The sequence below is a fragment of the Sphingopyxis sp. YR583 genome (genome assembly GCF_900108295.1).
Classification (GTDB): Bacteria; Pseudomonadota; Alphaproteobacteria; order Sphingomonadales; family Sphingomonadaceae; genus Sphingopyxis.
Window position 1 is genome coordinate 2,401,845 of record NZ_FNWK01000001.1, and the last position, 23,553, is coordinate 2,425,397.

At 64.4% G+C, this 23,553-nt stretch carries 28 protein-coding genes; 2 read left to right on the forward strand and 26 right to left on the reverse strand.

The features are described 5' to 3' along the window. From BLW56_RS11045 to BLW56_RS11055, 3 genes are read right to left on the reverse strand one after another with little or no spacing between them, the layout of a single operon-like run. Nucleotides 1-405: a ribose-phosphate pyrophosphokinase gene (locus tag BLW56_RS11045; protein ID WP_093510536.1), complete on the reverse strand. Its 405-nt coding sequence runs from the start codon at nucleotides 403-405 to the stop codon at nucleotides 1-3. After that, a complete protein-coding gene (locus BLW56_RS11050; RefSeq protein WP_093510537.1) occupies nucleotides 381-1,196 on the reverse strand; it encodes a DUF1295 domain-containing protein in 816 nt (271 codons plus the stop codon). Before BLW56_RS11050 ends, BLW56_RS11045 begins: the two co-directional genes overlap by 25 nt. Continuing rightward, nucleotides 1,193-1,825 (reverse strand): lysophospholipid acyltransferase family protein, encoded by a 633-nt coding sequence (locus tag BLW56_RS11055; protein ID WP_093510538.1) that lies wholly within the window; start codon nucleotides 1,823-1,825, stop codon nucleotides 1,193-1,195. The genes BLW56_RS11050 and BLW56_RS11055 overlap by 4 nt, the downstream gene beginning before the upstream one ends. 127 nt (nucleotides 1,826-1,952) lie before the next feature. Here BLW56_RS11055 and BLW56_RS11060 point away from each other — a divergent pair, with 127 nt between their 5' ends. After that, on the forward strand, nucleotides 1,953-3,368 hold the full coding sequence (locus tag BLW56_RS11060; protein ID WP_093510539.1) for a M20/M25/M40 family metallo-hydrolase: 1,416 nt from the start codon (nucleotides 1,953-1,955) through the stop codon (nucleotides 3,366-3,368). Nucleotides 3,369-3,380: 12 nt separating this feature from the next. Here the strand turns inward: BLW56_RS11060 and BLW56_RS11065 are convergent, their stop codons facing one another. The 12 genes from BLW56_RS11065 to BLW56_RS11120 all read right to left on the reverse strand — a co-directional run bounded on the left by BLW56_RS11065 (nucleotide 3,381) and on the right by BLW56_RS11120 (nucleotide 14,038). After that, nucleotides 3,381-4,196 carry a ferredoxin--NADP reductase gene (locus BLW56_RS11065; protein WP_093510540.1) on the reverse strand — a complete coding sequence of 272 codons (816 nt, stop codon included), beginning with the start codon at nucleotides 4,194-4,196 and terminating at the stop codon, nucleotides 3,381-3,383. Beyond that, nucleotides 4,196-4,657, reverse strand: a complete 462-nt coding sequence (locus tag BLW56_RS11070; RefSeq protein ID WP_143043438.1) for a hypothetical protein — start codon at nucleotides 4,655-4,657, stop codon at nucleotides 4,196-4,198. Before BLW56_RS11070 ends, BLW56_RS11065 begins: the two co-directional genes overlap by 1 nt. A 264-nt stretch (nucleotides 4,658-4,921) precedes the next feature. Next, complete coding sequence (locus tag BLW56_RS11075) at nucleotides 4,922-5,356, reverse strand: PilZ domain-containing protein (protein ID WP_093510542.1); 435 nt, start codon at nucleotides 5,354-5,356, stop codon at nucleotides 4,922-4,924. A 262-nt stretch (nucleotides 5,357-5,618) separates the two neighbouring features. Further along, nucleotides 5,619-6,155 carry a hypothetical protein gene (locus BLW56_RS11080; protein WP_093510543.1) on the reverse strand — a complete coding sequence of 179 codons (537 nt, stop codon included), beginning with the start codon at nucleotides 6,153-6,155 and terminating at the stop codon, nucleotides 5,619-5,621. 184 nt (nucleotides 6,156-6,339) lie between these two features. Beyond that, nucleotides 6,340-6,876 carry a hypothetical protein gene (locus BLW56_RS11085; protein WP_093510544.1) on the reverse strand — a complete coding sequence of 179 codons (537 nt, stop codon included), beginning with the start codon at nucleotides 6,874-6,876 and terminating at the stop codon, nucleotides 6,340-6,342. A gap of 189 nt (nucleotides 6,877-7,065) precedes the next feature. Then, nucleotides 7,066-7,884 (reverse strand): glycine zipper 2TM domain-containing protein, encoded by an 819-nt coding sequence (locus tag BLW56_RS11090; protein ID WP_093510545.1) that lies wholly within the window; start codon nucleotides 7,882-7,884, stop codon nucleotides 7,066-7,068. A 115-nt stretch (nucleotides 7,885-7,999) separates the two neighbouring features. Further along, nucleotides 8,000-8,488, reverse strand: a complete 489-nt coding sequence (locus tag BLW56_RS11095) for a GAF domain-containing protein (protein WP_256203391.1) — start codon at nucleotides 8,486-8,488, stop codon at nucleotides 8,000-8,002. Further along, on the reverse strand, nucleotides 8,488-10,647 hold the full coding sequence (locus BLW56_RS11100) for a prolyl oligopeptidase family serine peptidase (protein ID WP_093510546.1): 2,160 nt from the start codon (nucleotides 10,645-10,647) through the stop codon (nucleotides 8,488-8,490). The genes BLW56_RS11095 and BLW56_RS11100 overlap by 1 nt, the downstream gene beginning before the upstream one ends. 90 nt (nucleotides 10,648-10,737) lie before the next feature. Then, nucleotides 10,738-12,393, reverse strand: a complete 1,656-nt coding sequence (locus tag BLW56_RS11105) for an SDR family oxidoreductase (RefSeq protein ID WP_093510547.1) — start codon at nucleotides 12,391-12,393, stop codon at nucleotides 10,738-10,740. Then, nucleotides 12,390-12,791 carry a thiol-disulfide oxidoreductase DCC family protein gene (locus tag BLW56_RS11110; RefSeq protein ID WP_093510548.1) on the reverse strand — a complete coding sequence of 134 codons (402 nt, stop codon included), beginning with the start codon at nucleotides 12,789-12,791 and terminating at the stop codon, nucleotides 12,390-12,392. Before BLW56_RS11110 ends, BLW56_RS11105 begins: the two co-directional genes overlap by 4 nt. Continuing rightward, nucleotides 12,784-13,452, reverse strand: coding sequence for a DUF4166 domain-containing protein (locus tag BLW56_RS11115; protein WP_093510549.1), 669 nt, complete (start codon nucleotides 13,450-13,452; stop codon nucleotides 12,784-12,786). Before BLW56_RS11115 ends, BLW56_RS11110 begins: the two co-directional genes overlap by 8 nt. A gap of 10 nt (nucleotides 13,453-13,462) precedes the next feature. Next, nucleotides 13,463-14,038, reverse strand: coding sequence for a GbsR/MarR family transcriptional regulator (locus BLW56_RS11120; RefSeq protein ID WP_093510550.1), 576 nt, complete (start codon nucleotides 14,036-14,038; stop codon nucleotides 13,463-13,465). A gap of 113 nt (nucleotides 14,039-14,151) precedes the next feature. On the opposite strand from BLW56_RS11120, the gene BLW56_RS11125 reads away from it, so the two are divergent. Continuing rightward, nucleotides 14,152-14,640, forward strand: a complete 489-nt coding sequence (locus BLW56_RS11125; RefSeq protein WP_143043439.1) for a hypothetical protein — start codon at nucleotides 14,152-14,154, stop codon at nucleotides 14,638-14,640. 71 nt (nucleotides 14,641-14,711) lie between these two features. On the opposite strand, the gene rplQ is transcribed toward BLW56_RS11125, so the two are convergent. The 11 genes from rplQ to BLW56_RS11180 form a co-directional block, all read right to left on the reverse strand. Further along, on the reverse strand, nucleotides 14,712-15,134 hold the full coding sequence (gene rplQ / locus BLW56_RS11130) for a 50S ribosomal protein L17 (RefSeq protein WP_062176961.1): 423 nt from the start codon (nucleotides 15,132-15,134) through the stop codon (nucleotides 14,712-14,714). 147 nt (nucleotides 15,135-15,281) lie between these two features. Further along, nucleotides 15,282-16,340 carry a DNA-directed RNA polymerase subunit alpha gene (locus BLW56_RS11135; protein ID WP_093510552.1) on the reverse strand — a complete coding sequence of 353 codons (1,059 nt, stop codon included), beginning with the start codon at nucleotides 16,338-16,340 and terminating at the stop codon, nucleotides 15,282-15,284. A 106-nt stretch (nucleotides 16,341-16,446) separates the two neighbouring features. Next, entirely contained in the window at nucleotides 16,447-16,836 is a 390-nt protein-coding gene (gene rpsK, locus BLW56_RS11140; RefSeq protein ID WP_003040416.1) for a 30S ribosomal protein S11, read from the reverse strand. A 100-nt stretch (nucleotides 16,837-16,936) separates the two neighbouring features. Further along, entirely contained in the window at nucleotides 16,937-17,305 is a 369-nt protein-coding gene (gene rpsM / locus BLW56_RS11145) for a 30S ribosomal protein S13 (RefSeq protein WP_093510553.1), read from the reverse strand. 200 nt (nucleotides 17,306-17,505) lie between these two features. Beyond that, entirely contained in the window at nucleotides 17,506-18,297 is a 792-nt protein-coding gene (locus tag BLW56_RS11150) for an inositol monophosphatase family protein (RefSeq protein WP_093510554.1), read from the reverse strand. A gap of 10 nt (nucleotides 18,298-18,307) precedes the next feature. Next, nucleotides 18,308-19,651, reverse strand: coding sequence for a TldD/PmbA family protein (locus BLW56_RS11155; protein ID WP_093510555.1), 1,344 nt, complete (start codon nucleotides 19,649-19,651; stop codon nucleotides 18,308-18,310). A 51-nt stretch (nucleotides 19,652-19,702) separates the two neighbouring features. Beyond that, the gene (locus BLW56_RS11160) at nucleotides 19,703-20,101 is read right to left on the reverse strand and encodes a hypothetical protein (protein ID WP_093510556.1); all 399 of its coding nucleotides are present in this window, start codon (nucleotides 20,099-20,101) and stop codon (nucleotides 19,703-19,705) included. Between the two features lie 213 nt (nucleotides 20,102-20,314). Further along, nucleotides 20,315-20,920 carry a hypothetical protein gene (locus tag BLW56_RS11165; protein ID WP_093510923.1) on the reverse strand — a complete coding sequence of 202 codons (606 nt, stop codon included), beginning with the start codon at nucleotides 20,918-20,920 and terminating at the stop codon, nucleotides 20,315-20,317. A gap of 79 nt (nucleotides 20,921-20,999) precedes the next feature. Beyond that, nucleotides 21,000-21,518, reverse strand: a complete 519-nt coding sequence (locus BLW56_RS11170; protein WP_093510557.1) for a demethoxyubiquinone hydroxylase family protein — start codon at nucleotides 21,516-21,518, stop codon at nucleotides 21,000-21,002. Then, the gene (locus BLW56_RS11175) at nucleotides 21,515-21,997 is read right to left on the reverse strand and encodes a disulfide bond formation protein B (protein ID WP_093510558.1); all 483 of its coding nucleotides are present in this window, start codon (nucleotides 21,995-21,997) and stop codon (nucleotides 21,515-21,517) included. The genes BLW56_RS11170 and BLW56_RS11175 overlap by 4 nt, the downstream gene beginning before the upstream one ends. A 13-nt stretch (nucleotides 21,998-22,010) precedes the next feature. Continuing rightward, nucleotides 22,011-23,300 (reverse strand): S41 family peptidase, encoded by a 1,290-nt coding sequence (locus BLW56_RS11180; RefSeq protein ID WP_256203426.1) that lies wholly within the window; start codon nucleotides 23,298-23,300, stop codon nucleotides 22,011-22,013. Between the last annotated feature and the right edge of the window lie 253 nt (nucleotides 23,301-23,553).

A 23,553-nucleotide genomic window follows, 5' to 3' on the forward strand; every position in this document is an offset into this window, starting at 1 on the left:
TTATCGGCCCTCCCAAAAATCGAACGCCGCCTGCTGCTGTTCGCGGATGAAACGTGCCGCCGCGGCGCCCTCCCATGGGCCATCGTAACCGAGCAGCAGCGCGGTTCCGCCGACCCACCAGCCCTGTCCCGGCAGACGGTCGCTTTCGCGCACGACCAGCACCGCGAGGTCGGGTTCGCCGTCGAGCGCGCTCAGCCGATCGACCTCTTCGAGCGTCCGGCACACTGCGCGCATCTTGGGCCGGGTGAAACGAAAGCCCAGATCGCCAAGAAGCTCGGAATAGCTGACGCTGCGCCCTTCACGCGCCGCAGCAATCAGAATGGCACGAATACGTGGCGCATCGCCGAGCGCGCTGACGTCGGCCGCGGTTTCGTCGCCGCCTAGGCCCTGGTCTTTGGCGGCCACGGAATGAATCCGGAGGTGCGGGCGACATAAGCGGCATAATCGGGCCGCGTCTTGTGCAGGCCCTTCTCGAGCAGGGCCTTGCCCGACCAACGCGTGAGGGTGAAGGTCAGGAAAACCGGCCCGATCAAGCTGGCGAGCGCCGTTCCCCAGCCGAGGTCGAGCGTGACGAGCCAGATGCCCCACCAGGTCAGCGCGTCGCCGAAATAATTGGGATGCCGCGTATAACGCCACAATCCGGTATCGAGTACCTTGCCCTTGTTCGCCGGATTTTTGCGAAATGCGTCAAGCTGCGCATCGCCGATGCTCTCGAACGCAATGCCGGCCAGCGCCGCTGCAGCGCCGATCCATCCGGCGATGCCGATCGCTTGCGGGTCGTTCGCGCTTGCCCATATGCCGAGCTGTGCGGGCAGGCAGGTGATGAACAGTAACGGCGCCTGCGTCAGGAAAACCATGACGAGCGCGGTCTTTGCCCAGCTCCACTTCCGTTTTTCCCCCGTGTACGCGAGAATTTTCTTGTAGCGCGGATCTTCGCCGTGGCCGGCCCACCGGATCGTCAGGTGGATCGCGAGCCGCAGGCCCCATAGCGTCGTAAGGCCGAGCAGCAGCTTCGCGTGCGGCGCCTCGGCCCCGACTTGCCACCATGTGCCCCATGCGAGCAGCACCATTCCGAAGGCCCAGAAGGCGTCGATGAACGACACGTCGCGGATGATGACCGAAATGCCCCACAGGATCAGGATCACGCCGAGCAATCCCGCGAAATTCATCGCCAGCAGCAAAAGGGCATCGATCATGCGCGCATATCCGGTTCCTCGTCGGTGCCGACTATATCATCGATCGACTGGACCGCGCGCTCGGGAAATTTGGGAATGCAATTTTTATAGGTTTCCAGCAGCTTCAACATGTCGGCGCGGAAGTCGCCGGTCGGCCAGATCAGGGGGCCGAGGCCGCCCGTTTTCTTGCTGTAATCCATGAAGCCGACAACGAGCGGTACCTTCGCCGCAAGCGCGATCTGGTAAAATCCGGTGCGCCATTTCTTTGTCTTGCCGCGCGTTCCCTCGGGCGCGACGGTCAGGATGAACTCGGCGCGGCGGGCGAACTCGTCGACCATCTGTTGCACGACGTTGGTGCCGCCGCGTCGATCGACCGGAATACCGCCCATCTGCTTCATGAACCCCGCGAGCGGCCAGCGGAACAGCGACAATTTCCCCATGAAACGCGGTTTCATTTTCAGGTCGGCCGCAAGGCCAAGGAAATTGACGAAATCCCAGTTGCTCGTGTGCGGCGCGGCGATCAGCACGAAGCGCCGCGGTTCCGGCACGCTTCCCACGGCCTTCCAGCCGCGCAGCCGGTATAGCAAAAGCAGCAATCGGCGCACGCCGCGCGCCACCAGCCCGGGCGGGTGGTCATCTAGTTTCGTCACGCTGGCTCCTGTCCCCCACGCACACCCGATTGCGCGAAAGCGCCTCACGGCGCAAGGGGCTGCGCATCGCGGCTTGCAGTCGCACGCGCTTTCTGCTCCCTTCAAGGCAATCGAAACGGGGGAAATAATGATCAAAAAGCTGTCGGCGCTGCTGGCGTCCACCTTGTTCGTCGTGGCGCCCGCGATGGCTGCCGATACGGCGCCGCGGCCCGACCAGCTCGCCTTCCGCGACATTTATAAGGAGCTGGTCGAAACGAACACGACGCTGTCGTCGGGCAGCTGTACGCTCGCCGCCGAGCGGATGGCGGCGCGGCTGAAGGCGGCGGGCATTCCCGAAAGCCAGCTCACTTTGTTCGCGACCCCCGACAAGCCGAAGGAGGGCGGCCTCGTCGCCGTTTATCCGGGCACGTCCAAAACCGCGAAACCCATCCTGCTGATCGCCCATATCGACGTGGTCGAGGCGAAGCGCGAAGATTGGGAGCGCGACCCCTTCGTGATGGTCGAAGAAAATGGCTATTTTTATGGCCGCGGCACCGCTGACGTGAAGTCGCAAGCGGCGGTGTGGGTCGACACGCTGATCCGGTTCCAGCAGGCGGGGTACAAGCCGAAGCGCACCGTCAAAATGGCGCTGACCTGCGGCGAGGAGACCAATGGCGCGTTCAACGGCATCGAATGGCTCGCCGCGAACAAGCGCGACCTGATCGACGCCGAATTCGCGCTCAACGAGGGCGGCGGCGGCGACAGCGACGGCAAAGGCAAGGTCATCGGCCAGTCGGTGCAGGTCGGCGAAAAGACCTTCGCCAATTTCCGCCTCGAAACGCGCAACCCCGGCGGGCACAGCTCGGCCCCGGTCCCCGATAACGCGATCTACGAACTCGCGCGCGCGCTGACGAAGATCGACGATTACGACTTCCCGGTCGAAATGACCGACACGACGCGGCGCTTCTTCGCCGAAGCCGGCGCTGCGCGCGGCGACGAGACGGGCAAGGCGATGGTCGCGCTGGCGAAGAACCCGGCCGACAAGGCGGCCGAAGCCATCGTCAACAAGGATCCCTTCCTCCACAGCAATTTGCGCACGACCTGTGTTGCGACCTTGCTCGACGGCGGGCACGCCCGGAACGCGTTGCCGCAGCGCGCGGGTGCGAACATCAATTGTCGCATCTTTCCCGGGCACAGCATCGAATCGATCAAGGAAGAACTCGGACGTGTGATCGGCGATCCCGGCGTCACCATCACCCAGTTGCCGCCGAAACGCCCCGCGCCGCCGGCGCCGCCGCTCGACCCGAAGATCATCGGGCCGATGCAAAAGCTCGTCGACAAATATTGGCCGGGGCTGAAGGTCATCCCGTCGATGGCCAATGGCTATACCGACGCGACTTTCCTCGGCGCGGCCGGCATCCCGACCTATGGCATTCCCGGCATGTGGGGCGACCCCGACGGCAATGGCGCGCACGGCCTCAACGAGCGCATGGAAGTGCGCTCGGTCTATGTCGGACGCGACTATATGTTCGATCTGGTGAAGGCTTACGCCGACAAGCCCTGACAGGATTGGGCCTTAGCCGACGAATGCGCGCTCGATGACGAAGTCGCCGGGCGCGGCGTTCGATCCTTCCTTGAACCCCAGTTCCTCGAAGCGGGCCTGCAGGTCGCGGATCATCGCCATGCTGCCGCACATCATGATGCGGTCGGTGGCGGGATCAAACTCGGTCGGCCCGGTCAGCGGGTGACCGAAGAGCGAGCCATCCTCGATCAGCGCATCGATACGGCCCGTCGTGTGGAAGGGCTCGCGCGTCACCGTCGGCAGATAGTGGAACTGCAGCAGCGCCTGATCCTGCACCAGCGGGTCGCCCGCAAGCTGGCTTTCCAGCTCTTCGCGGAACGCAAGGTCGCTGACCTGCCGCACGCAATGGACGATCACGATCTGATTGAAGCGATCGTAGATATCGGGATCGCGCGCCAGGCTGAGGAAGGGCGCGAGGCCGGTGCCGGTCGAAAGCATGAACAACCGCCGCCCGGGCGTCAGCGCGTCGGCAACGAGCGTCCCCGTCGGCTTGCGGCCAAGATAGACCGGATCGCCCGGCTGGATCAGCTGAAGCCGTGAGGTCAGCGGGCCATCGGGCACCTTGATCGACAGGAATTCCAGTTCGTCGGCATAGGCGGGGCTGGCGATCGAATAAGCGCGGAGCAGCGGGCGGCCTTCGCCCGGCAGGCCGATCATCACGAATTCGCCCGAGCGGAAGCGAAAGCTCGGCGGGCGGGTGATCGTGAAGCTGAACAGATGCTCGTTCCAGTGGCGCACCGAACGCACCTCCTCGACGGTCAGCGAGGCGGAGGGGGCCAGCTTGGCGGCTTCGGCAATACGGTCACTCATCACTTTGAACTTTCCTGATGTGTCATGGTGCCGGCTGCGAGGGCCGACATATCGAATCCCGCCGCAATCAGCCTGTCGATCGCTGCGCCCATCGCTTTGGCGATCGGGCCGACGCTGTCTCCCTCGGCCAGCAAGGCCAGCGTCGTGCGAGCATTTGCAGGATCCCCAAGCGAAAAATCGCGCCAGAGTCCAAGCAGAATTGCTTCATCCTCTGAAATCTGGAGGCATGGCATCGGTGCGAGCGCCAGCGTTTCGACCGCGTCGCCCGCTAGCAGCGCCATTGCAATATGGAAATCGGGAAGCGCCGCAGCGGCATCGACCGCAGCAAAACCGCGAAACAGCATCTGCGGCGGACACCGACCGCGCTCGGACGCCGAAACCCAGCCGCGCATCGCCCACAGCAGGAAGCGCCCGCCATTGCAGAGACTTTCCACTGGCCGGTCGACAAAGGCGTACATCATATCCCTTTCCAGCGCGCCCAATAGGCGGCGGCTGACGGGCTTATATGTTACTGCGAGTCATTTGCAATTTAGATTTTCTTCGCGGCGTGATTTGTCGGCGCTGATCCAGTGTCGGTTGACCGCCGATTGCGGCCCTCCATCCTCGTCACCCCGGACTTGATCCGGGGTCCATGACTTCAGCGCTGCAGTGGATCCCGGATCAAGTCCGGGATGACGAAGGTGGAACGCGGAAACGCCCGCTTTCCACCCCTAAACGGACCCTTGTCAGCGCTTCCGCCCAAATTGTCCCGGCAGGTTTGTAGCGCGCGTGAGTCCGGGGCGCCATGTGTCGACGCGCGGCGGCGGGATGATCTGGAAATCGGCGCGGCTGTCGGCGGCAACGATCTGGTCGTTATGTGCGACGCGCAAGCGAATGGTCTCGATTTCGCGGTCGGTCTGGATGCCAAAGCGGGTTCCCGCGACCCAGCGCACGGTTCCCATCATCGGCTCATGCCCCGGCATGAACACCGTCATTCGTTCGCCGATCTGAAGAATATGTGGGCCCTGTCCGCCGATTCCCGTCAGCGAGACGTTGCGAAGCGTGACGTCGAACCGGCCCAACCGCTGACAGCCGAGCGCCGCCTTGACCAGCCGCGACTGCCGTGGCTGGCGTTTTTCATCCGGTGACGGTGAGGCAGGGGAGGCCTCGGGATTCGACATGCGCGACTCAACAACTGCCGCCCGATTCCCACCTCGGACGGTTAACTGATTGGTCCCGGTACGAGTCCTAAACGAGGAAGGTAAATTTTCGTATAGCGTGTTTGATAATATCGACAGGTTATTTGGGCGAGAGAGGCCGGCGGATGGCATGGCGATTTTGCTCTGGTCCGGCAAAACGGACGGCGTGATATGGCGAGATGTCGCCAAAAAGGCCCGCCGCGTGCTGGAACACGGGCGGGCCGATTGATCGGGGAAGGGCAGGTTAGCCGAGGCCCGAGAAGCGGATGTCCTGGACGCGGCCATAGCGGATGTCACAGGTGAACTTGCCCTTGTCATAGGATCCGCCGCGACCCCAGCGTCCGCCGTAACCATCGCGGACGATGACGCGGCCCTTGACGCGATAGCCATCGCGCTTGCGATCGATGCTCGTCACTTCGGTAACGTCGGTGCGGCCATAACGGCGGCTGCCGCGCTCGACCGAGTTGACGCACTGGCTGACCGCGCTGCGGCTGTTGCCATAGCGGTTATAATCATAGCCATAACCGTAACGGGCATCGTTGTCGTAGCGGCCGCGATAACGATCGTCATAACGGCTGTCGCGGTCGTAACGGTCGTTGTTGCCGCTCGACAGGATCGCCGCGAGGCCACCGATCACGACGGCGCCGGCGATGATTTCGCCTGCGCTGATGCCGTCGCGGTCATAGCGATCGCGCGCGGCGGCAGGGGCGGCGCTCATCAGCATCGCGCCGGCGGTGGCCGCACCAATTGCGGCCCTGGTCAGATTGGTCTTGATAGCCATGGTTCGGTCTCCTCAAAAGCGCAGGCGGCGTTTCGCGGCCTGTTGAGGATGGTGTACCGCAGGGGCCGTGACGCCGTGCTGAACCCGACGCTTATCTGGCGTTCAGCCTTGGTTTCGCTGGCGTTCATAAAGGAAAGGCCCCTCGCCGCGGGGCGAGAGGCCTTTTGCCGCTATTGCGTTCGGGTCAGCCGAAATTGACGTCGACGACGCGGCCGTTCCGATAGCTGCAGCCAAAGCTCTTCACCTCGCCGCCGAGGCGCGAGGCGGTGCCGGTGACGTACCAGCCGCCGCCCGAGGCCTCGGTCCCGGTGATGCTGTCGACGCGGGCGTCGTCGCCCATCTCGGCTTCGACCGCCCAACTGCACGCGTCGGCGGCACGGCCCTCAGCTTCGCCGCGGCCATAGGCGCCAGGGGTGGTGTCGTTCTGCGCATCGGGTTCGTAACGCGGAACCTCCTGCCGATCGTCATCGCCGCGATAGGGCGGCTCGTACCGGTAATCGGGCGCGCGCTCGCGCTTGTCCTTGCCGACCGAGCTCGCGATCGCCGCAATCGTACCGATAATAAGCAGCCCGCCGAGCACATCGCCGGTGCTGATATTGTCGCGGTCGCGATAGCCCCAGCCGCCATGATGGCGCCCGCGCGCTTCGGCAGGAACGGCGCTCAGCCCGACAGAGGTCAGGACGATCGCGGCTGCGGTGGTGAAACTGGTCAGTCTACGCATCGAGGGAAACTCCCTGCAGGGGCCCCGGACGGTCCGGCCCGCAATGTCGGCGTTCTACGTCGGCGATGCTTTCGCGCCGCTGAACCGTGGCTAGCGCGCGGCGAGCCGAGTCCGGCATGGAAAAAGCCCGCCGTCTGTTAGGACGACGGGCCTTGGGACCAGTATAGGTGACCAGACCTATTGGTAATTTCAGCAGACGCAGCGCGGGGCGGCCTTGGGTTTCGGCTTCCACTTTTTCTTCGCGACATAGCGTTTCCGCACCGGCACATTTTCATAATAGGTGCGGGTCGACGTTTCGACCGTTTCGGTTACGACCGGCGCGCCGTTGATGATCGTCGTGACCACGACGCCGGGCGTGTAATAGCCATAGCCGCCATATTGATAGCTCGTCGAATATCCGCCGGGATAATATCCGCCCTGATAATGGCCACCGTCATGGCGATAGCGGACAGTGCGGCTGGACCAATATTCGTCGCACTTCTTCTTGTCCGACGCGTTGCCGATTGCCGAGCCGGCGAGGGCGCCGACCCCGGCGCCGATCAGCGTGCCGGTGGTGCGATCGCCACGTCCGGCTATGCGGTTGCCGGCGACGCCCCCCACGAGCCCGCCGACAACCGCGCCGCCCACTGTACCCCCCCGGCCACAGCGGCGTTCCATCTCTTCGTCGTAACGGGGGTCATAGCCACCCTGATAAGTGGGATCGTAAGCGGGCGGCGGCGGATAGCCGGCGCCATGGCCTTCGACCGTGCCTTCATAACGGCCTTCGTAGCGGCGGCCGTCGGATGTCTCGTAAGTGCCGTCCCAGGTGCCGGTCCAGCGACCCTCGGCATCATAGCCCGAGACGCGGCGATATTCGACTTCACTCGGCACGCGGTCGGGATAGCCGGTGTAGACGCGGACGTCGGGATCGGCGGGAACACCATAGTCGAGCGCGGGCTGTTCGGCGCCGGCGCGTCCCGCCAGCAACAACGACCCTGCGGCCATTCCCAACAACACGATCGTACGCATGCCAAACTCCCTGTTCCCTCGGACCGAACCGATTGGTTAACAGTTTGTTAGCAAAATTAGCGATTCGTCGCGAATCCGTTAACCCTGAAGAATGCGTCCCGTTTTGGGTCAGGGCCTAGGTGGCGAGCGCGGCGGCGATCCGCGCGACCAGCGCCTCGGCACCGGCCTGATCGGCCGCCGTAAAGCGCGCTGGAAGCGGACTGTCGAGGTCGAGCACCCCGACGAGTCGATCGTTCGCGATCACCGGCACGACGAGTTCGCTGCGGCTGTCGGCATCGCACGCGATATGGCCGGGAAAGGCGTGGACATCCTCGACGCGCTGAGTCGCGCGCAGCCGCGCGGCGGCACCGCAAACGCCCTTGTCGAGCGCTATCCGGATGCACGCCGCCTTGCCCTGAAACGGGCCGAGGACGAGCTCGGTCCCGTCGAAGCGATAGAAGCCGGCCCAGTTGAGGTCGGGGATCGCCTGCCAGATCAGCGCCGCGACATTCGCCATATTGGCGATGCCATCGCGCTCGCCCGCGACGAGTGCGGCGGCGGCATCGCCTGCCTCCGCCCACAGCGCGGCGGGATCGGTCGCGGAGAAGGAGAGGGCGTAGCTCATTATTCGACGCTGAGCCCCGTCCACTTCGCCGCAAAGGCATATTTGTCCGCCGCCTCGGCGATGATCTTGTCGGTCGGCTTGCCACTACCGTGACCGGCGCGGGTTTCGACGCGGATCAGGTGCGGTTTGTCGCCTGCTTTCGCGTGCTGGAGCGCCGCCGTATATTTGAAGCTGTGCCCCGGCACGACGCGGTCGTCGGTGTCGGCGGTGGTCACCAGAACCGCCGGATAGGCGCGGCCGTCCTTGATATTATGGTAGGGCGAATAGGCGAGCAGATTCTTGAAATCGCCTTCTTTCGACGGATAGCCATAGTCGTCGACCCAATAGCGGCCGGCGGTAAAGCGGTCGAAGCGCAGCATGTCCATCACGCCGACCGCAGGCAGTGCCGCGGCGAACAGGTCGGGGCGCTGATTGGTCACCGCGCCGACGAGCAGCCCGCCGTTCGATCCGCCCTCGATCGCGATCTGGCCCTTGCCGGCAAGACCTTCGGCGATCAGATATTCGCCCGCCGCGATGAAATCGTCGAAGACATTCTGCTTCTTGTCGAGCCGGCCGGCATCGTGCCACGCCTTGCCATATTCGCCGCCGCCGCGGAGGTTGGCGATCGCGAGCACCCCGCCCTTGTCGACCCAGGCAAGCCGCGTGGGCGAGAAGCCGGGGGTCATCGAGACGTTGAACCCGCCATAGCCATAGAGCAGCGTCGGCGACCCCTTGCTGCGGTCGAGGCCCTTTTTCATCACGACGAACATCGGCACTTCGGTGCCGTCCTTCGACTTGTAGAAGCGCTGTTCGACGGTGAAGTCGTCGGGTTTGAAGGTCAGCTTCGGCTCGGCGAAAATCTCGCTCTTTCCGGTCTGCGTATCGAAGCGGTAGATCGTCGTCGGCCGCGCGTAGCTGGAAAAGGCATAGAAGGTTTCGGAGTCGCTGGACTTGCCCCCGAAGCCCGAAGCCGATCCGATATCGGACAATTTGATGTTGGCGACGGGCTTGCCGTCGAGCGCGACCATGCGCGCTTCCGACTTGGCGTCGCCGAGGTAGGAGAGAATGATGCGGGTGCCGACGCGCGACGCGCCGACCAGCGTGTCCTCGCTCTCGGCAACGAGCTGGGTCAGCTGCGCGGGCTTTTTGATGTCCATCGACACCAGCCGCTGGCGCGGCGCGCCCTTGTTCGTCAGGAAGGTGAAGCGTGTGCCCTCGTTGGTCACATATTCCCAATTGTTCGCGAAATCGTCGACGAGGGTGATCGGCTTTCCGCGGGTCTTGCCGATAGGATAAAGCGTCAGGCCATAACGTTCGTCGGTCCCTTCGGAGCCGACGACGAGCAGATATTTGCCATCGTCGGTAACGACAGCGCTGTTGTTGAGCTTGGGCTTGTCGGGCGTGGCATGGATCAGCACGTCGGCGCTCTGCGGCGTCCCGAGCTTGTGGAAATAGACGCTGTGATTCTCGTTGAGCGACTGAAAGGCTTCGCCTTCCTTGGGTTCGGGGAAGCGCGAATAATAAAAGCCGCTTCCGTCCTTTGCCCAGTCGAGCGCGGAGAATTTGACCCACCGAACCTCGTCGGACAGATCCTGGCCCGTGGCGACATCCTTGACGCGCACGATGCGCCAGTCGGTGCCGCCATCCTGTACCGAATAGAGGAGATGCTTGCCATCCTCCGACGGGTTCCATTCGCCGAGCGCGGTTGCGCCGTCCTTCGCCCATGCGTTGGGATCGATCAGGACCCGGCCTTCGCCCTTCAGCCCTTCGCGGACGTACAGGACCGACTGCGGCTGAAGCCCGTCGTTGCGGCTGTAGAAATAGCGCGTCCCGGCCTTGGTCGGCAGACCGAAGCGTTCGTAATTATAAAGCTCGGTCATCCGCTTCTTGAAGGTGTCGCGCCCGGGCAGCGTGTCCAGATAGGCGTCGGTCACCTTGTTCTGCGCCGCAACCCAGTCGGCGACCTTCGGATTGACGCGCACATCGTCCTCGAGCCAGCGATAGGGATCGGCGACGTTCACCCCGAACTGGGGATCGACCGTGTCGCCGCGTGCCGTGTCGGGATAGGCGAGGGCCTTGGCCGTCGCAGAGGTCGCCGCGGCATCGGCCGCCTGTGCCGCACCCGGAAGCATCGTCAGGGCAACCAGCGCCAGCGGCGCGGACAGGGCTTTACGGGACATGGCAAGGCGATCCTCATTTTCTGTGGGGGAAATTATCGTGCGCCGGTATGTAAGCATCGGCAAGAAGCGGACAAGGGGATTTGATCTTCGTCAGGCGGACGCGAGCGATCCGCGATAGGCGACGATCAACCCGACGAGCGGCGCCGCGATTTCCACGTCGAACCGAAAGGCGCCATCGACCTCGGTTTCGAAGCTGGCGCCGTCGGGCATCAGCCAGCGCGGCATCGGGATGCCGAACGCCGACCAGCGGCGCGGGACGAGATGGAGGCGCCCGTCCTCGACTACGAGCGCCATGGCGAAGCATAGCGGACCAAAGCGTTCGACGAGCAGATAGTCGTTCCGCCCGGTGCCGCGCGACTGCAGCGAAGCAAAGCGCCTGCCACCGAAGTCGCGGGTCCAGCGCTCGCCATGTTTTTCGGGGGTGAAGACGACCGTCACCGGCACGCGGTCGGCGGCTTTGGGAAAGCCGACGATCGCGGCGGCCAGACGCGCGAGCAGACCCGTACCGCGGCGCACCTCGGCATGACCCTGCCATCGGCGTTCGGTTCCGCTGCCGTGAAGCAACCGGAGTTGCTGCGGTAGTGCGTCGAAGGCGGTTCCGAGGATTTGGCGATAGAGCGGGGCGCCTGGCTCCTCGCTGCGGAAGCCGGTGTGGATCGAGCGGCCGTCGAACAGCGCGTCATAATCGGCAAGGGTGAGCGCATCGACGCTCGACCGCGCGCCCGCCGCCGGCCGGTCGCCGGCCCGCAATTTGCGGACGATCGCCTCGATCGCCATCGATGGAATATAGGGTCCGTCATCGCCTTCGGCCAAAAGATGCCAGCTCCGCTCGACCATATTTCCTCCGTCGAGGCCGCGCGCGCGGATGAACATGCCGCCGCGATGCTCGCCGAAGCGCATGCGGTTGAGCACCGCATAAAAGAGGCGCGATAAGGGTTCGAGCGATGGCAGGTGAAAGAGCGCGCGGGCCTTGGCGAGCAGGTTCAGAATGCGGTGAAGGATTTCGGGCACCGGCCCAGCACCCATCCAGATATCGGTAAGCGCGGGGCGCGCGCGCGGGATGAGCTGGAGGTCGGGGACATCGACAAGCGAGAAATGGATGTTCCTCAGCGGCAAACGGCCGGGCACTGCGACGGTATAGCGCAGGCTCTCGGCGAGACCGATACCGTGGCCGTCCTTGCCGCCGCGCCGCAACTTTACCGGCGCGCCGGCATAGCCGACGACCGCGCGCATCACGTTGAGCCCGATGCCCGCAAAAGGCGAAGGTGCGATCCCGCCTTCGACGCTGCGGATGTCCATCGTCTTTGCCATCTCGCGCAGCACCGCGCCGGTGAGCGCGGGGAAGCTGCTGACGCCCGACAGGATAAAAATGCCTGCCGCTTTCGCCGCCGCATCGAAGCGGTCGATGCCGAAAACGAAATCGGCGCCGTCGGCAAGGTCGAGATAATCGACCTTCGCCGCGATGCATGCCTCAACCACTCGATAACCGTCGGCGCCATAGTCCTGAAACGGTCCCGATGCGTCGACGACGAGGTCGGGCCGGAGGTCGGCGAGCGCCGGGCCGATATCGCGCCGGTCGAGCAGATGCGGATGGACGCGCGCAACACCGCGATAAGCGGCGCAGAAACGTTCGGCACGGCCAAGATCACGACCACAGATGTAGAGATCGAGGCCCGGCATATCGGCGAGCAGTTCGGCGAGGCGACCGCCGAACACGCCATAGCCGCCGAGAATCAAAATCTTCATGCCAATATCCTGCTGCGATACTCCGGTGGCGCCACCCAACAGGTCGCGCGCTTTCCGAACAGGCGGTAGCGGTTGCGGGCGACCCACCGGTAAACCGGGTCGCGAAGAAATGCGGGAACGAGGCGGAAGGACGAAGCCAGCCGCCACGGCCAGCCGAGAACTTCGTAGATCGCCAGTACCGCATCGCTGTCGCGCCGGACGCGCGCGCCGTCTATCACCAGAATCGTCGTCGGATCGCTCGGGTCGAGGCCATGTTCGCGGCACAACAGCCCGCCCGCTTCGCCCTGGATCGACGCGAGGTGAAAGCGCGCGGCCTTGTCGTGCCGCAGCACGAACTGCGCATTGACCGAACATAGCACGCATTCGGCGTCGAACAGGATGATCGGTCCGTCAGGCATCGCGGAACAGCCCGTGCTGATTGAGCAACTCGCCAAGCAGCGGATGCGTGACCTTTAGGTCGAAGGCGAACCGGCCGCTGCCCAGATGCTGGTGCGTCACGACCGTGGTGCCGGGGGAGAGCCAGCGCGGAATGCGGAGCCGCACCGCTGCCGCCTGCCAGAAATAATGGTCGGAGGTGAAGATCAGCGCATCGGCCTCTGCCGTCACGGTGAGCGCCATGCCGAACCCCGCGCCGATATGCTCTTCGAGTCCCGATGGTCCCGCAAAACTCTTGACGCTGTGGATCACCTGCGGATGGCCGCGCACACGGCCATAAAGCCGCGTCCAGCATTGCCCACCGCTTTTGCGGTCTGCGCTGACCGCGACGGCGGCTGGTGCGGGGCCGCTTTCGCTCGTCGGCAGGGGCGCACCGAACAGGCGGCAGAGTTGCGCGAGCAGCCACCCCGCGCGAGACAGGCGCGTCCACACAATTTCCCCGCGATAGGTGGCAACCGCCGTTCCGGAGAGGGGCTTGGCGAAGCGGCGACGGACGTCTTCGGGAAGCGCGTCCCAAGCGGCGCGCGCGACAAGGCGGCGGAAGCGATCGTCGGTGGTCGCATCGTCGCTTTCGTGCGCGGGAATGCCCTCGGTGTCGGCTACGCGCTTTGCTACGCCCCGCATCATTGACCTCCTATCCGGCGTCCTTGCTCTTGCCCGGGCGCCAGTTGATCAGCTTCGTCACCCCGGCGCCGAGCTTGATCAGCCGCATCAGTGCGGGTTTGGGCACGTTCAGCATCTCGTCGTGCCAGCGACCCATCGTGGTGACGAAGTCGAGCATATCGGCGAGGCGTGCCTTGGCCTCGCCGCTCAATTGCGGATCGCCTGCCGCGCGCGCGACACATGCCTTCAATGCCGCCTCGGCGGGATCGATCTCGCGGGCCTTGCGACCTGCGGCGATCCGCGTGACCATTTCCCATATGTCCTTTTCGGCGGTGAAATGGTCGCGCCGGTCGCCGAGCAAGGGGACTCGTTCGATCAGCCGCCAGCCGAGCAGCTCCTTGATCGAATTGGACACGTTCGAACGTGCAAGCCCGAGCATCTCTGCGATGTCTTCGGCAGGGAGCGGATGGTCGGAAATGAAGAGCAGCGCATGGATCTGCGCCACCGACCGGTTGACGCCCCACTGGCCGCCGAGATTGCCCCAATGGAGAATGAACTCGGTCGCGGCGGGTGACAGTTTCGATGTATGTTCGGTAATTTCTGTCATAACAGAAATATCGGATATAACGGATCCTGTGTCAATCGCCTCGATCATCTCGGAGGAGTCGCCTTTACGAGATGTTGATGATCGCGCGCTATCTTCGTCTCCGGGGAAGGCCGATGAAACGATTGATCATTCTGTCATTGCTGGCCGCGCCGACTGCGGCTCTGGCCTGTCCGCCGCTTAACGTGCACCCCAAAGCAGTTGCGCAACGCGAGGAGGATTTCCGGGCACAGGTAGGCGGTGCAAAGGCGATCGTTTATGCTGTGGTCGAGCGTTCGATCACGACGGCGAAGCAGGGTATCGGTACGCTTCGCATCCTGCATGTTTACAGAGGTGATATGGCAGTCGGCGAGCGCGTCGAAATGCGTTATGCCATCACCATTCCTCGGTGTCCGGCCTATGTCCCCAAGGATTACGTGTTTTCTCAGGATCGAGGCACATATGGTGTCGTGCTGATACCCGATGGCGTCCAAGGGGTGCCGCTTCCTTTTACCGGCTTTCAGGGCCGGACACGGGTAGACTACATGATCAGCCGCGGATTGATCGTGAGCGCACAAGGTGTCGCGCCATCGCCGTCGGATCCTGTTCCGCCTTATTTCCAGTGATGACGACAAAATGAAAAAGGGCGGCCATCCTTTCGGACGCCGCCCTTGATCCTGTGTCGCTGAAAGCGCGCTTATGCGGCTTCGACCTCGTCGTCATACTGTTCGACCGGGCCCGAATCCTGGCCCTTGGCATCGACGTCGCGATCGACGAATTCGATGACGGCCATCGGAGCCGCGTCCGAGGCGCGGATGCCGGCCTTGATGATGCGGGTGTAGCCGCCGTTGCGGTCCTTGTAACGTTCGGCGAGGACGTCGAACAGCTTCTTGAGCTGCGTGTCGTCGAGCAGGCGGCTGTTCGCGAGGCGGCGGTTGGCGAGGCCACCGCGCTTGGCGAGGGTCACCAGCTTTTCGACATAGGGACGCAGTTCCTTCGCCTTGGCGACGGTCGTCGTGATCTGCTCATGCTTGATGAGCGAAGCCGACATGTTGCGGAACAGGGCCGTGCGATGCGCGCTCGTGCGCTGAAGCTTCCGGCCACCCGATTTATGACGCATAATCCATTCCTTCGTTTGTCAGAGGGGCCGTTTAGCGGGTTCCCATCAAAGTAGTACTTTGATGGGGCCCTTCTGGTACCCCAAGCCAGGTCGATTGCGGGCCGACCCATTCCCGTTGGTGGCCCCGGCCGAAGCCGGGGCGCAAGATCAGCCGAGAAGTTCCTGTTCGAGCTTCTTGGCCATTTCCTCGATGTTTTCCGGCGGCCAGCCGGGGATGTCCATGCCGAGGCGCAGGCCCATTGACGACAGCACTTCCTTGATTTCGTTCAAGGACTTGCGGCCGAAGTTTGGCGTGCGAAGCATTTCGGCTTCGGTCTTCTGAACGAGATCACCGATATAGATGATGTTGTCGTTCTTGAGGCAGTTCGCCGAGCGGACCGACAGTTCGAGCTCGTCGACCTTCTTGAGAAGGAAGCGGTTGAGCTGATTGACGTCCGACTCGTCGGCGGTGGTCGATGGAGCCGCCATGCCGATCATGCCGCTGTCGTTCATCGCTTCTTCGAAGTGGACGAAGACCTGGAGCTGGTCCTGGAGGATGCGCGCGGCGTAAGCGACGGCGTCTTCCGGGGTCACCGTGCCGTCGGTTTCGACGGTCAGGTTCAGCTTGTCATAGTCCAGTTCCTGACCGATGCGGGCATTGTCGACCTTGTAGGCGACCTGACGCACGGGCGAGTAAAGCGAGTCGACCGGGATCAGGCCGATCGGCGCGTCGATCGGACGGTTTGCGGTCGCGGGAACATAGCCCTTGCCGGTGTCGGCAACGAGTTCCATGTTCAGCGTCGCACCATCGTCGAGGTGGCAGATGACGTGGTTCGGGTTCATCACCTTGATGTCTCCCGACACCATGATGTCGCCGGCCTTGACGGTCGCGGGACCGGTCGCCGAAAGCTGAAGACGCTTCGGGCCTTCGCCTTCCATCTTGAGCGCGATCTGCTTCACGTTGAGGACGATGTCGGTGACATCTTCACGCACGCCGGCGAGGCTCGAGAATTCGTGGAGCACGTTCTCGATCTTGATCGACGTGATAGCCGCACCCTGGAGCGACGAGAGCAATACGCGACGCAGCGCGTTGCCGAGCGTCAGGCCAAAGCCGCGCTCGAGCGGTTCGGCGACGAAGGTCGCCTTGCGCTTGCCGTCGCTGCCAGCCTTGATTTCCAGGTTGCTGGGCTTCTTCAATTCCTGCCAGTTCCGGATATTGACAGTCATAGACTTCCCTTTGCTTTGGGCGGGACGGGCAGGGGTCGGCTTGCCAGTCCAGCGAGGATTTTTGCGCGGACGGCGCCCCGATAGTGGGGCGCGTCCGAAAATGTCGTCAGACGCGGCGGCGCTTGGCCGGGCGGACGCCATTGTGCGGGATCGGCGTCACGTCGCGGATCGACGTGATGTGGAAACCGACCGCCTGCAGGGCGCGCAGAGCCGATTCACGGCCAGCGCCGGGGCCCTTGACTTCGACTTCGAGCGTGCGGACGCCATGTTCGGCGGCCTTCTTGCCCGCGTCTTCGGCGCAAACCTGCGCGGCATACGGGGTCGACTTGCGGCTTCCCTTGAAGCCCATCATGCCGGCGCTCGACCAGGCAATCGCATTGCCCTGTGCGTCGGTGATGGTGATCATCGTGTTGTTGAAGGTCGCGTTGACGTGGGCGACGCCCGACGAGATGTTCTTGCGTTCGCGCCGACGAAGGCGCTGCGGTTCACGAGCCATGATATAATCCTGTCCTAATCCTGAATGGCCGGTGGCGGGCGTTGGCCGCTGCCCCGGCTGGGGAAATAAGGAAGCGCGCCCGGATGGACGCGCTCAGACCTTATTTCTTCTTGCCGGCGATCGCCTTGGCCTTGCCCTTGCGGGTGCGCGCATTGGTGTGCGTGCGCTGGCCACGGACCGGAAGGCCCTTGCGATGACGCAGGCCGCGATAGCAGGCGAGGTCCATCAGGCGCTTGATGTTCATCGCCGTGTTGCGGCGAAGATCACCCTCGACCGTGTGGTCGGCGTCGAGCGTTTCACGGATCTGCAGGATTTCGGCATCCGAAAGATCCTGAACGCGGCGCGTGTGGTCGATGCCGAGCTTGTCGGCGATGTCGATCGCGCTCTTGCGGCCGATGCCGTGGATATAGGTGAGCGCGATGATCACGCGCTTGTTGGTGGGCAAGTTGACGCCCGCGATACGTGCCATTGGTAACTTTCTCCTGCTCCACAGGGCCGCAGGCAAACGGCCCCATCTCAAAGCGTCTGAATTTCCAACGCAAAAAACGGACCACGATGCGCATGCGAGCGCTTCGCCGTCCGGTCAGGCTGTCGGAATGCTCGCGCAGTTAGGGTGAGTCGCCCCGAAAGTCAAGCGAACTGCGGTGGATTGCGTGTCGGAACGGCTGGTCACGAATGCGATGTAAGTGCGACCGCGCGATCGCGCAAGCGGTCGACGACCGCCGCATGAATCCCCGGCGCGCAGGCGATGACGCCAAAGGCCTGCGCGCGAGGCGTATTGAACTTCAGCGCATCACCGAAGGCGTCGGTAACGGTCGCCCCCGCCTCACTTGCGATGAGCGCGGCGGCGGCGACGTCCCATTCGAATCCCCATCGCAACGTCGCGACGAGGTCGGCGCGGTCGTCGGCGACGAGCGCCATGCGGAGCGCGATGCTGTTCGGCTTGGTCACGACGACCAGATCGTTATCGACCTTTGGCAGCGCATCGGCTGGAACGCGCGATCCCGGAAACTGTGTGCGCTGGCTCGCGCGAAGGGTCTCGCCGTTGAGCAGTGCGCCCTGGCCCTTTTGCGCTACCCATAATTCGTCGAGCGCGGGCGCGTAGAGGATACCGAACTCGGGCGTGCCGTCGATCACCAGCGCGACCGACACGCACCAGCCGGGGCGGCCGCGAATGAAGTCGCGGGTTCCGTCGATCGGGTCGACGCACCACATCGCGCGGCACGACAGGCGAGCCTCATTGTCCGCGGTCTCTTCGGAGAGCCACCCAGCTTCGGGCGCCATCGCGCCGAGCACGGCCTTCAGCCGTGCATCGACCGCGAGATCGACGTCGCTAACGGGATTGTCGTGCGACTTGTTCCAGACATTGACCGCTTGCCCCTCGCCGCGCCAGCGCGCCATCGCCATGTCGCCGACTTCGCGCGTCGCAGCGATCGCGGCTTCGAGGTTGCGGCCGAGCATTGCCGTGGTCCTAGCTCGACGCGACGGTCATACCGTCGATGCGCAGCGTCGGCGCGTTGGTGCCGTGCCGGAATTCCAGATTGTTCGCAGGGATCAGCGCGGCGAACATATCGACCAGATTGCCGGCGATCGTGAATTCCGCGATCGGCCCGGCGAGCGCACCGTGACGGATCAGGAAGCCCGAGGCGCCGCGGCTGTAATCGCCGGTGACCGGGTTGACGCCGTGGCCTATTAGTTCGGTGATGTAGACGCCGACGGTGATGCCTTCCATCAGCGCCGCGGGCGTCGCGCTGCCTGCCGCGAGATGCAGGTTGCTGGCGCCGACGCCCGATGCGCCGCCGCCGCGGCTGGCGTGGCCAGTCGGGGTCAGGCCGAGCTGTTTGGCCGATGCGGTGTCGAGAAGCCAGCCGGTGATCTTGCCATCGGCAACGATGTCGCGTGCCGCGGTCGGCAGGCCCTCGCCGTCGAAAGCGCGGCTGCGCAGGCCGCGCAGACGGTGGGGTTCGTCGCGGATGACGATGCTGCTGTCGAACAGCATCTGGTCTTCCTTGCCGAGCAGGAAGCTCGTCCCGCGCGCGATCGCGGGTCCGGCGATCGCGCCGAGCAGGTGGCCGATGATGCCGCCGCTGATCCGCGGGTCGAGGATGACGGGAAGCTTGCCGTTCGGCGCCTTGCCGGGATTGAGGCGCGCGACCGCGCGGGTGCCGGCGCGCGCACCGATCTCGCCCGTGCTTTCGAGGTCGGAGAAATGATGTGCGCTGTGCCAGCCATAGTCGCGCTGCATGTTCGCGCCTTCGCCCGCGATGACGCTCGCCGACAGGCTGTGGCCGCTCGAACCATAGCCGCCCGCAAAGCCGTGGCTGGTCGCGAGCGCGAAGCGGGTACGGCTGTGGCTCGCGCTGCCGCCTTCGCTGTTGGTAACCCCCGCGACGGCGCGCGCGGCTTCCTCGACCGCCAGCGCGGCCTCGCGCAGTGCGGCGGGATCGGCTTCGCTTCCATCGTCGAGGTCGAAATCGGGAATTGGTCCCTTGGACAGCAGCTCTTCGGGGGCGAGGCCGGCATAGGGATCCTCGGGCGCCTCGCGCGCCATCGCGACGCAGCGTTCGACCAGCTTGGCGAGTTCGCCCGCGTCCATGTCGGCAGTCGACACGCTCGCGCTGCGCTGGCCGACGAAGACGCGGAGCGAAATATCCTGCCCCTCCGACCGCTCGACATCCTCGAGCGCGCCAAGCCGCATCGAGACCGAGGTCGCGGCATTGCAATAATAGAGCGCGTCGGCGGCATCGGCGCCAGCCTTGGTCGCGGCGTCGCACAGCATCTGCGCGCGGTCGAGGGCTTCGGAAACGGTCAGCATCCCCGCGCCCTATACGGCACGCGGGTCAGCGTCAAACCCGGCCAGGACGGCTTACTTGATGATCGCGGCGATCGCGTCGGTTGCGACGGTGGCGCTGCTGATCCACAGGAAGGGCAGCGTCAGCGCGGCGACCCACAGGCGGCGGACGTCGCGGCGGAAGCGGGCATGAAGACCCCAGCTGGCGAGCGCCTGGCGGCTGAGCTTATACCAATGCCGTTCGGTCGAGCGCGCGACGGGAAGCGCCAGCGCGAGCAACATGATCAGCGCGACGACGATGAAGGCCGACGGCGCTCCCGCGGCGACCGCGCCCATCACGAGCCAGATCTGAAGGGCGGCAAAAGCGAGGAGGGCGGCAGCGGCATGCCATGTCATCCGGCGACCAAGACTCCGTGCCGGCGGCACGCTGACGGTCGTGCGCCTCCACAGGCGCGGTCCAAATGTTGATGCCATGTTACAGCCCCCTTAGGCTGGCGATTCCCAGAACCGCACGTTTTGCCCCAAAAATTCCCAAGTCAAGACACTCTGCCAGCGATTCGTTAATTTTTGCACTCGGTTCGGCGCGGATTCGCAACTGAATCGCGCTAGGCCGCAAAAATGCTGCAATTTTGGCAGGATGTGCCGCCTTTTGGAGGCGGAAAAAGGGGTTTTCGGAAGGGAGGCGGATTAGTGCTTCGGCGGGGTCGGAAGCGGCTGTGCGTCCGCCTCGTCGGGTGCGGTCGGCGCGGGGGCCTGGCCGCTGGCCTGACGTTCGAGTTCTTCTGCCGCCTTCTGCCGTTCGGCGAGTGCGCGTTCCTCGGCGACGACGGCGGCCTCGACTTCGTCCGCCGCAGCGTCGATGCCGGCGATGCGCTTCGCGCGTTCGTCGGCGATCATCGCCTGCCAGTCGGTCTTGTTCGCGGCCTGACGTTCGGCCTTCGCACCCGCGACCAGCGCCTGCGTACAGCCGGTAAAGCCACCGAGCCCGGTCGGCGAGCAACTGTCGGTGCCGAAGCGGCCGACGCGTTCGAGCGCGACGACCTTGTTCGCCCAGGCTTCGTTTCGCACGTCGAGGGGGTTGCCGCGCAGCATCTCGGGAACGCGATAGCGCTCGGTTTCGGGCAGGCGGTTACAGACGACGATCTCGTCGGGGCTCGACTGTTCGCATTTGTCATTGCCGTAAACGATGACCTGATTGATCTTTTCGGCATCGACCGTCTGCTGCTGGGCCGCGGCGGGCATGGCGGCGGCGCTGCCGGCGAGGATCAGCGCGAACAGGGGGAGGCGGGTCATCTCGATCATCCTTTGTCAATTTGGTGCGGCTTGGCACCGCGACCCTGCATCCGCCATGAACGGTGCGTGCGATAGTGTATCAGATACGTTTCGACAGCGCGATGGCTGCACGGCAACCCGCGCGGATAGCGAAGCTCAAGATCGGGTAGCCCGGCGCGCTTTCGGCGCCCGCCGCGAGTGCGGCTTCCTTATGCTCGAGTTCCTCGGCGCGGAAATCTTCGACCGCGGCGCTGAGTTCGGGGTCGCTGTCGCCGAGTTCGTCGAGCTGGTCGCTGTAATGGCGATCGATCTCGGTCTCGACCGCCGCGGTGCACGCCATTGCGGCGCGCGGGCCCATGGCGGCGGTCACGGCACCGAGGGCAAAACCCGCGACGTTCCAGAAGGGCTGTAGCGCGGTCGGGCGAACGCCGCGCTTGGCAATCATGTCGTCGAAGAATTTGCGGTGACGCTCTTCCTGCTCGGCCATATGCGCGATCTCGCGCGCCATCGGATGGCGGTCGCCCATCACCGCGAGCTGGCCGGCATAGATGCGCGTCGCGCCATATTCGCCCGCCTGGTCGACGCGGATCATCGATGCGTTTTTACCAGCTTTGCTCATGTCGCCGATGTGGTCTTCCGGCGCAGCAAGGTCAAGACGAACGCCGCCGCGCCGAGGGAGAAGATCGCGTTGAAACCCGCGAGCGACACGCCGAACAATGTCCATTGCGCGGTGTCGCAGCGGATCAGCGGCGCGTTCATAATCGCGTCGAGCGACACCGGGCCGGCGCCGCCGGTCGCGCAGGTCGTGATGCCTTCCCAAAAGCCATATTCGACCCCGGCGTGAAAGACGCCGATCGCGCCGCTGATGCCAATTGCGATCGCCGCGAGCAGGGTCAGCGTGCGCATCGCCTTGTCGTTCCGGCGAAGCAGCAGCGCGAGCAGCGCGAGCAGGATCGCCGCCTGATGCGGCCAGCGTTGCCAGTAACACATCTCGCACGGGTGGAGGCCGAAGCCATATTGCGACACCAGCGCGCCGCCATAGAGGAGCAGCGGCGCGAGGAACGCGACGACGGGCGCGGCGAGGCGCGAGTTCAGCATGTGCCGCGTCCTCTTAGTTGCGCGCGGTGGGCTTGGCGGGCTTCACCGGCGGCTTGCCGCTTTGCGCCATCCGCGGCGCCCCCGGGTTGATCCGCCCGATCGTCTGCAGCGCATAGTGAAGCTGGAAGTCCTCGATGCCCTTTTCCTTGAGCTCGGCAGCGGTCGCGGTGAAGCGCGGATCGGCCTTTTCGTCCTTTTCGAGCAGGCCGTTGTCGACCTTCTTTTCGTTGACGAGGTGACGGCGCAGGTCGCTTTCGCGGAACTTCGGCCGCGAGGCATAATCGGGATCCGAAATCTGCGGCACGCGGATGTCGGGTTCGATCCCGCCTTCCTGTACGCTGCGGCCCGACGGCGTATAGTAACGCGCGGTGGTCAGGCGCAGCGCCGTGGTGTCGGTCAGCGGCAGGACGGTCTGCACCGATCCCTTGCCGAAACTGCGTTCGCCCATCACGACCGCGCGGTGCTGGTCCTGCAGCGCGCCCGCGACGATCTCCGAAGCCGAAGCCGATCCCGAGTCGATCAGAACGACGACGGGCGCACCGCCAGCGAGATCGCCGGGTTCGGCGAAATAGCGTTCGATGTCGCCCTTTTTCCGTCCGCGCTGCGAGACGATCTCGCCGCGTTCGAGGAACAGGTCGCTGATCCCGACGGCCTCGTCGAGCAGCCCGCCCGGGTTCGAGCGCAGATCGAGGATCCAGCCGCGCGGTTTCTTGCCGAGCGATTTTTCCACCGCGAACATCGCGGCCTTGAGGTCGGTCGTCGCGTCGGCCGAGAAGCTGGTGACGGTGAGCACGCCGACGTCGCCGCTGACTTCCCATTTGACGGGCTTCAGGTCGATGATCTCGCGCGTCAGCGAAAGCTCCATCGGCTTGTCCTGCCCTTCGCGCACGACGGTGATGTCGATCTTGGTGCCGGGTTTACCGCGCATCTGTTCGACCGCTTCGTCGAGCGTCAGGCCGAAGATCAGTTCCTTGTTGATATGCGTGATATAGTCGCCGGCCTTGATCCCGGCCTTGTCCGCCGGGGTGTCGGCGGTCGGTGCGATCACCTTCACGACGCCGTCTTCCATCGTCACCGACAGGCCCAGCCCGCCATATTCGCCGTCGGTCTGGGTTCTGAGGTTCGAGAAACCGCGCGCGTCGAGATAGCCCGAATGCGGATCGAGGCTGGCGAGCATGCCGTTGATCGCGCCTTCGATCAGCTTCGAATCGTCGACCTGTTCGACATAGTTGGATTTGACCTCGAGATAGACGTCCATGAAGCGCGAAATTTCTTCCTGCGTCTTCGAATCGACGGTCGCCATCGCACCGGTCGCGAGCGGTACGAGCGCCAGCGTCGAAAGCGCGGCCGCGCCCTGCCACAAGGCGAAGCGGCGGCGAGGCGATGCAGGGGTTCCGGACGCGGTGGTCTTGGTCGATTCGGTCATGGGCGTCTTTCAGTCACGCGAGAGCAATCCCGCCTTATAATCCCCGGTACGCCATCCTCCTAAGCAAATCTGCGGGCGTCAAGCGTGGCATCCGTATGCGGCACGCCGGTCTAACGGGCGATTAACCGGG

Coding starts and splice junctions, on each gene's coding strand:
- BLW56_RS11050 (WP_093510537.1), bottom strand. CDS start 1,196: ATGATCGATGCCCTTTTGCTGCTGGCGATGAATTTCGCGGGATTGCTC.
- BLW56_RS11060 (WP_093510539.1), top strand. CDS start 1,953: ATGATCAAAAAGCTGTCGGCGCTGCTGGCGTCCACCTTGTTCGTCGTG.
- BLW56_RS11065 (WP_093510540.1), bottom strand. CDS start 4,196: ATGAGTGACCGTATTGCCGAAGCCGCCAAGCTGGCCCCCTCCGCCTCG.
- BLW56_RS11070 (WP_143043438.1), bottom strand. CDS start 4,657: ATGATGTACGCCTTTGTCGACCGGCCAGTGGAAAGTCTCTGCAATGGC.
- BLW56_RS11075 (WP_093510542.1), bottom strand. CDS start 5,356: ATGTCGAATCCCGAGGCCTCCCCTGCCTCACCGTCACCGGATGAAAAA.
- BLW56_RS11080 (WP_093510543.1), bottom strand. CDS start 6,155: ATGGCTATCAAGACCAATCTGACCAGGGCCGCAATTGGTGCGGCCACC.
- BLW56_RS11085 (WP_093510544.1), bottom strand. CDS start 6,876: ATGCGTAGACTGACCAGTTTCACCACCGCAGCCGCGATCGTCCTGACC.
- BLW56_RS11090 (WP_093510545.1), bottom strand. CDS start 7,884: ATGCGTACGATCGTGTTGTTGGGAATGGCCGCAGGGTCGTTGTTGCTG.
- BLW56_RS11095 (WP_256203391.1), bottom strand. CDS start 8,488: ATGAGCTACGCCCTCTCCTTCTCCGCGACCGATCCCGCCGCGCTGTGG.
- BLW56_RS11100 (WP_093510546.1), bottom strand. CDS start 10,647: ATGTCCCGTAAAGCCCTGTCCGCGCCGCTGGCGCTGGTTGCCCTGACG.
- BLW56_RS11105 (WP_093510547.1), bottom strand. CDS start 12,393: ATGAAGATTTTGATTCTCGGCGGCTATGGCGTGTTCGGCGGTCGCCTC.
- BLW56_RS11110 (WP_093510548.1), bottom strand. CDS start 12,791: ATGCCTGACGGACCGATCATCCTGTTCGACGCCGAATGCGTGCTATGT.
- BLW56_RS11115 (WP_093510549.1), bottom strand. CDS start 13,452: ATGCGGGGCGTAGCAAAGCGCGTAGCCGACACCGAGGGCATTCCCGCG.
- BLW56_RS11120 (WP_093510550.1), bottom strand. CDS start 14,038: ATGACAGAAATTACCGAACATACATCGAAACTGTCACCCGCCGCGACC.
- BLW56_RS11125 (WP_143043439.1), top strand. CDS start 14,152: ATGAAACGATTGATCATTCTGTCATTGCTGGCCGCGCCGACTGCGGCT.
- rplQ (WP_062176961.1), bottom strand. CDS start 15,134: ATGCGTCATAAATCGGGTGGCCGGAAGCTTCAGCGCACGAGCGCGCAT.
- BLW56_RS11135 (WP_093510552.1), bottom strand. CDS start 16,340: ATGACTGTCAATATCCGGAACTGGCAGGAATTGAAGAAGCCCAGCAAC.
- rpsK (WP_003040416.1), bottom strand. CDS start 16,836: ATGGCTCGTGAACCGCAGCGCCTTCGTCGGCGCGAACGCAAGAACATC.
- rpsM (WP_093510553.1), bottom strand. CDS start 17,305: ATGGCACGTATCGCGGGCGTCAACTTGCCCACCAACAAGCGCGTGATC.
- BLW56_RS11150 (WP_093510554.1), bottom strand. CDS start 18,297: ATGCTCGGCCGCAACCTCGAAGCCGCGATCGCTGCGACGCGCGAAGTC.
- BLW56_RS11155 (WP_093510555.1), bottom strand. CDS start 19,651: ATGCTGACCGTTTCCGAAGCCCTCGACCGCGCGCAGATGCTGTGCGAC.
- BLW56_RS11160 (WP_093510556.1), bottom strand. CDS start 20,101: ATGGCATCAACATTTGGACCGCGCCTGTGGAGGCGCACGACCGTCAGC.
- BLW56_RS11165 (WP_093510923.1), bottom strand. CDS start 20,920: ATGACCCGCCTCCCCCTGTTCGCGCTGATCCTCGCCGGCAGCGCCGCC.
- BLW56_RS11170 (WP_093510557.1), bottom strand. CDS start 21,518: ATGAGCAAAGCTGGTAAAAACGCATCGATGATCCGCGTCGACCAGGCG.
- BLW56_RS11175 (WP_093510558.1), bottom strand. CDS start 21,997: ATGCTGAACTCGCGCCTCGCCGCGCCCGTCGTCGCGTTCCTCGCGCCG.
- BLW56_RS11180 (WP_256203426.1), bottom strand. CDS start 23,300: ATGGCGACCGTCGATTCGAAGACGCAGGAAGAAATTTCGCGCTTCATG.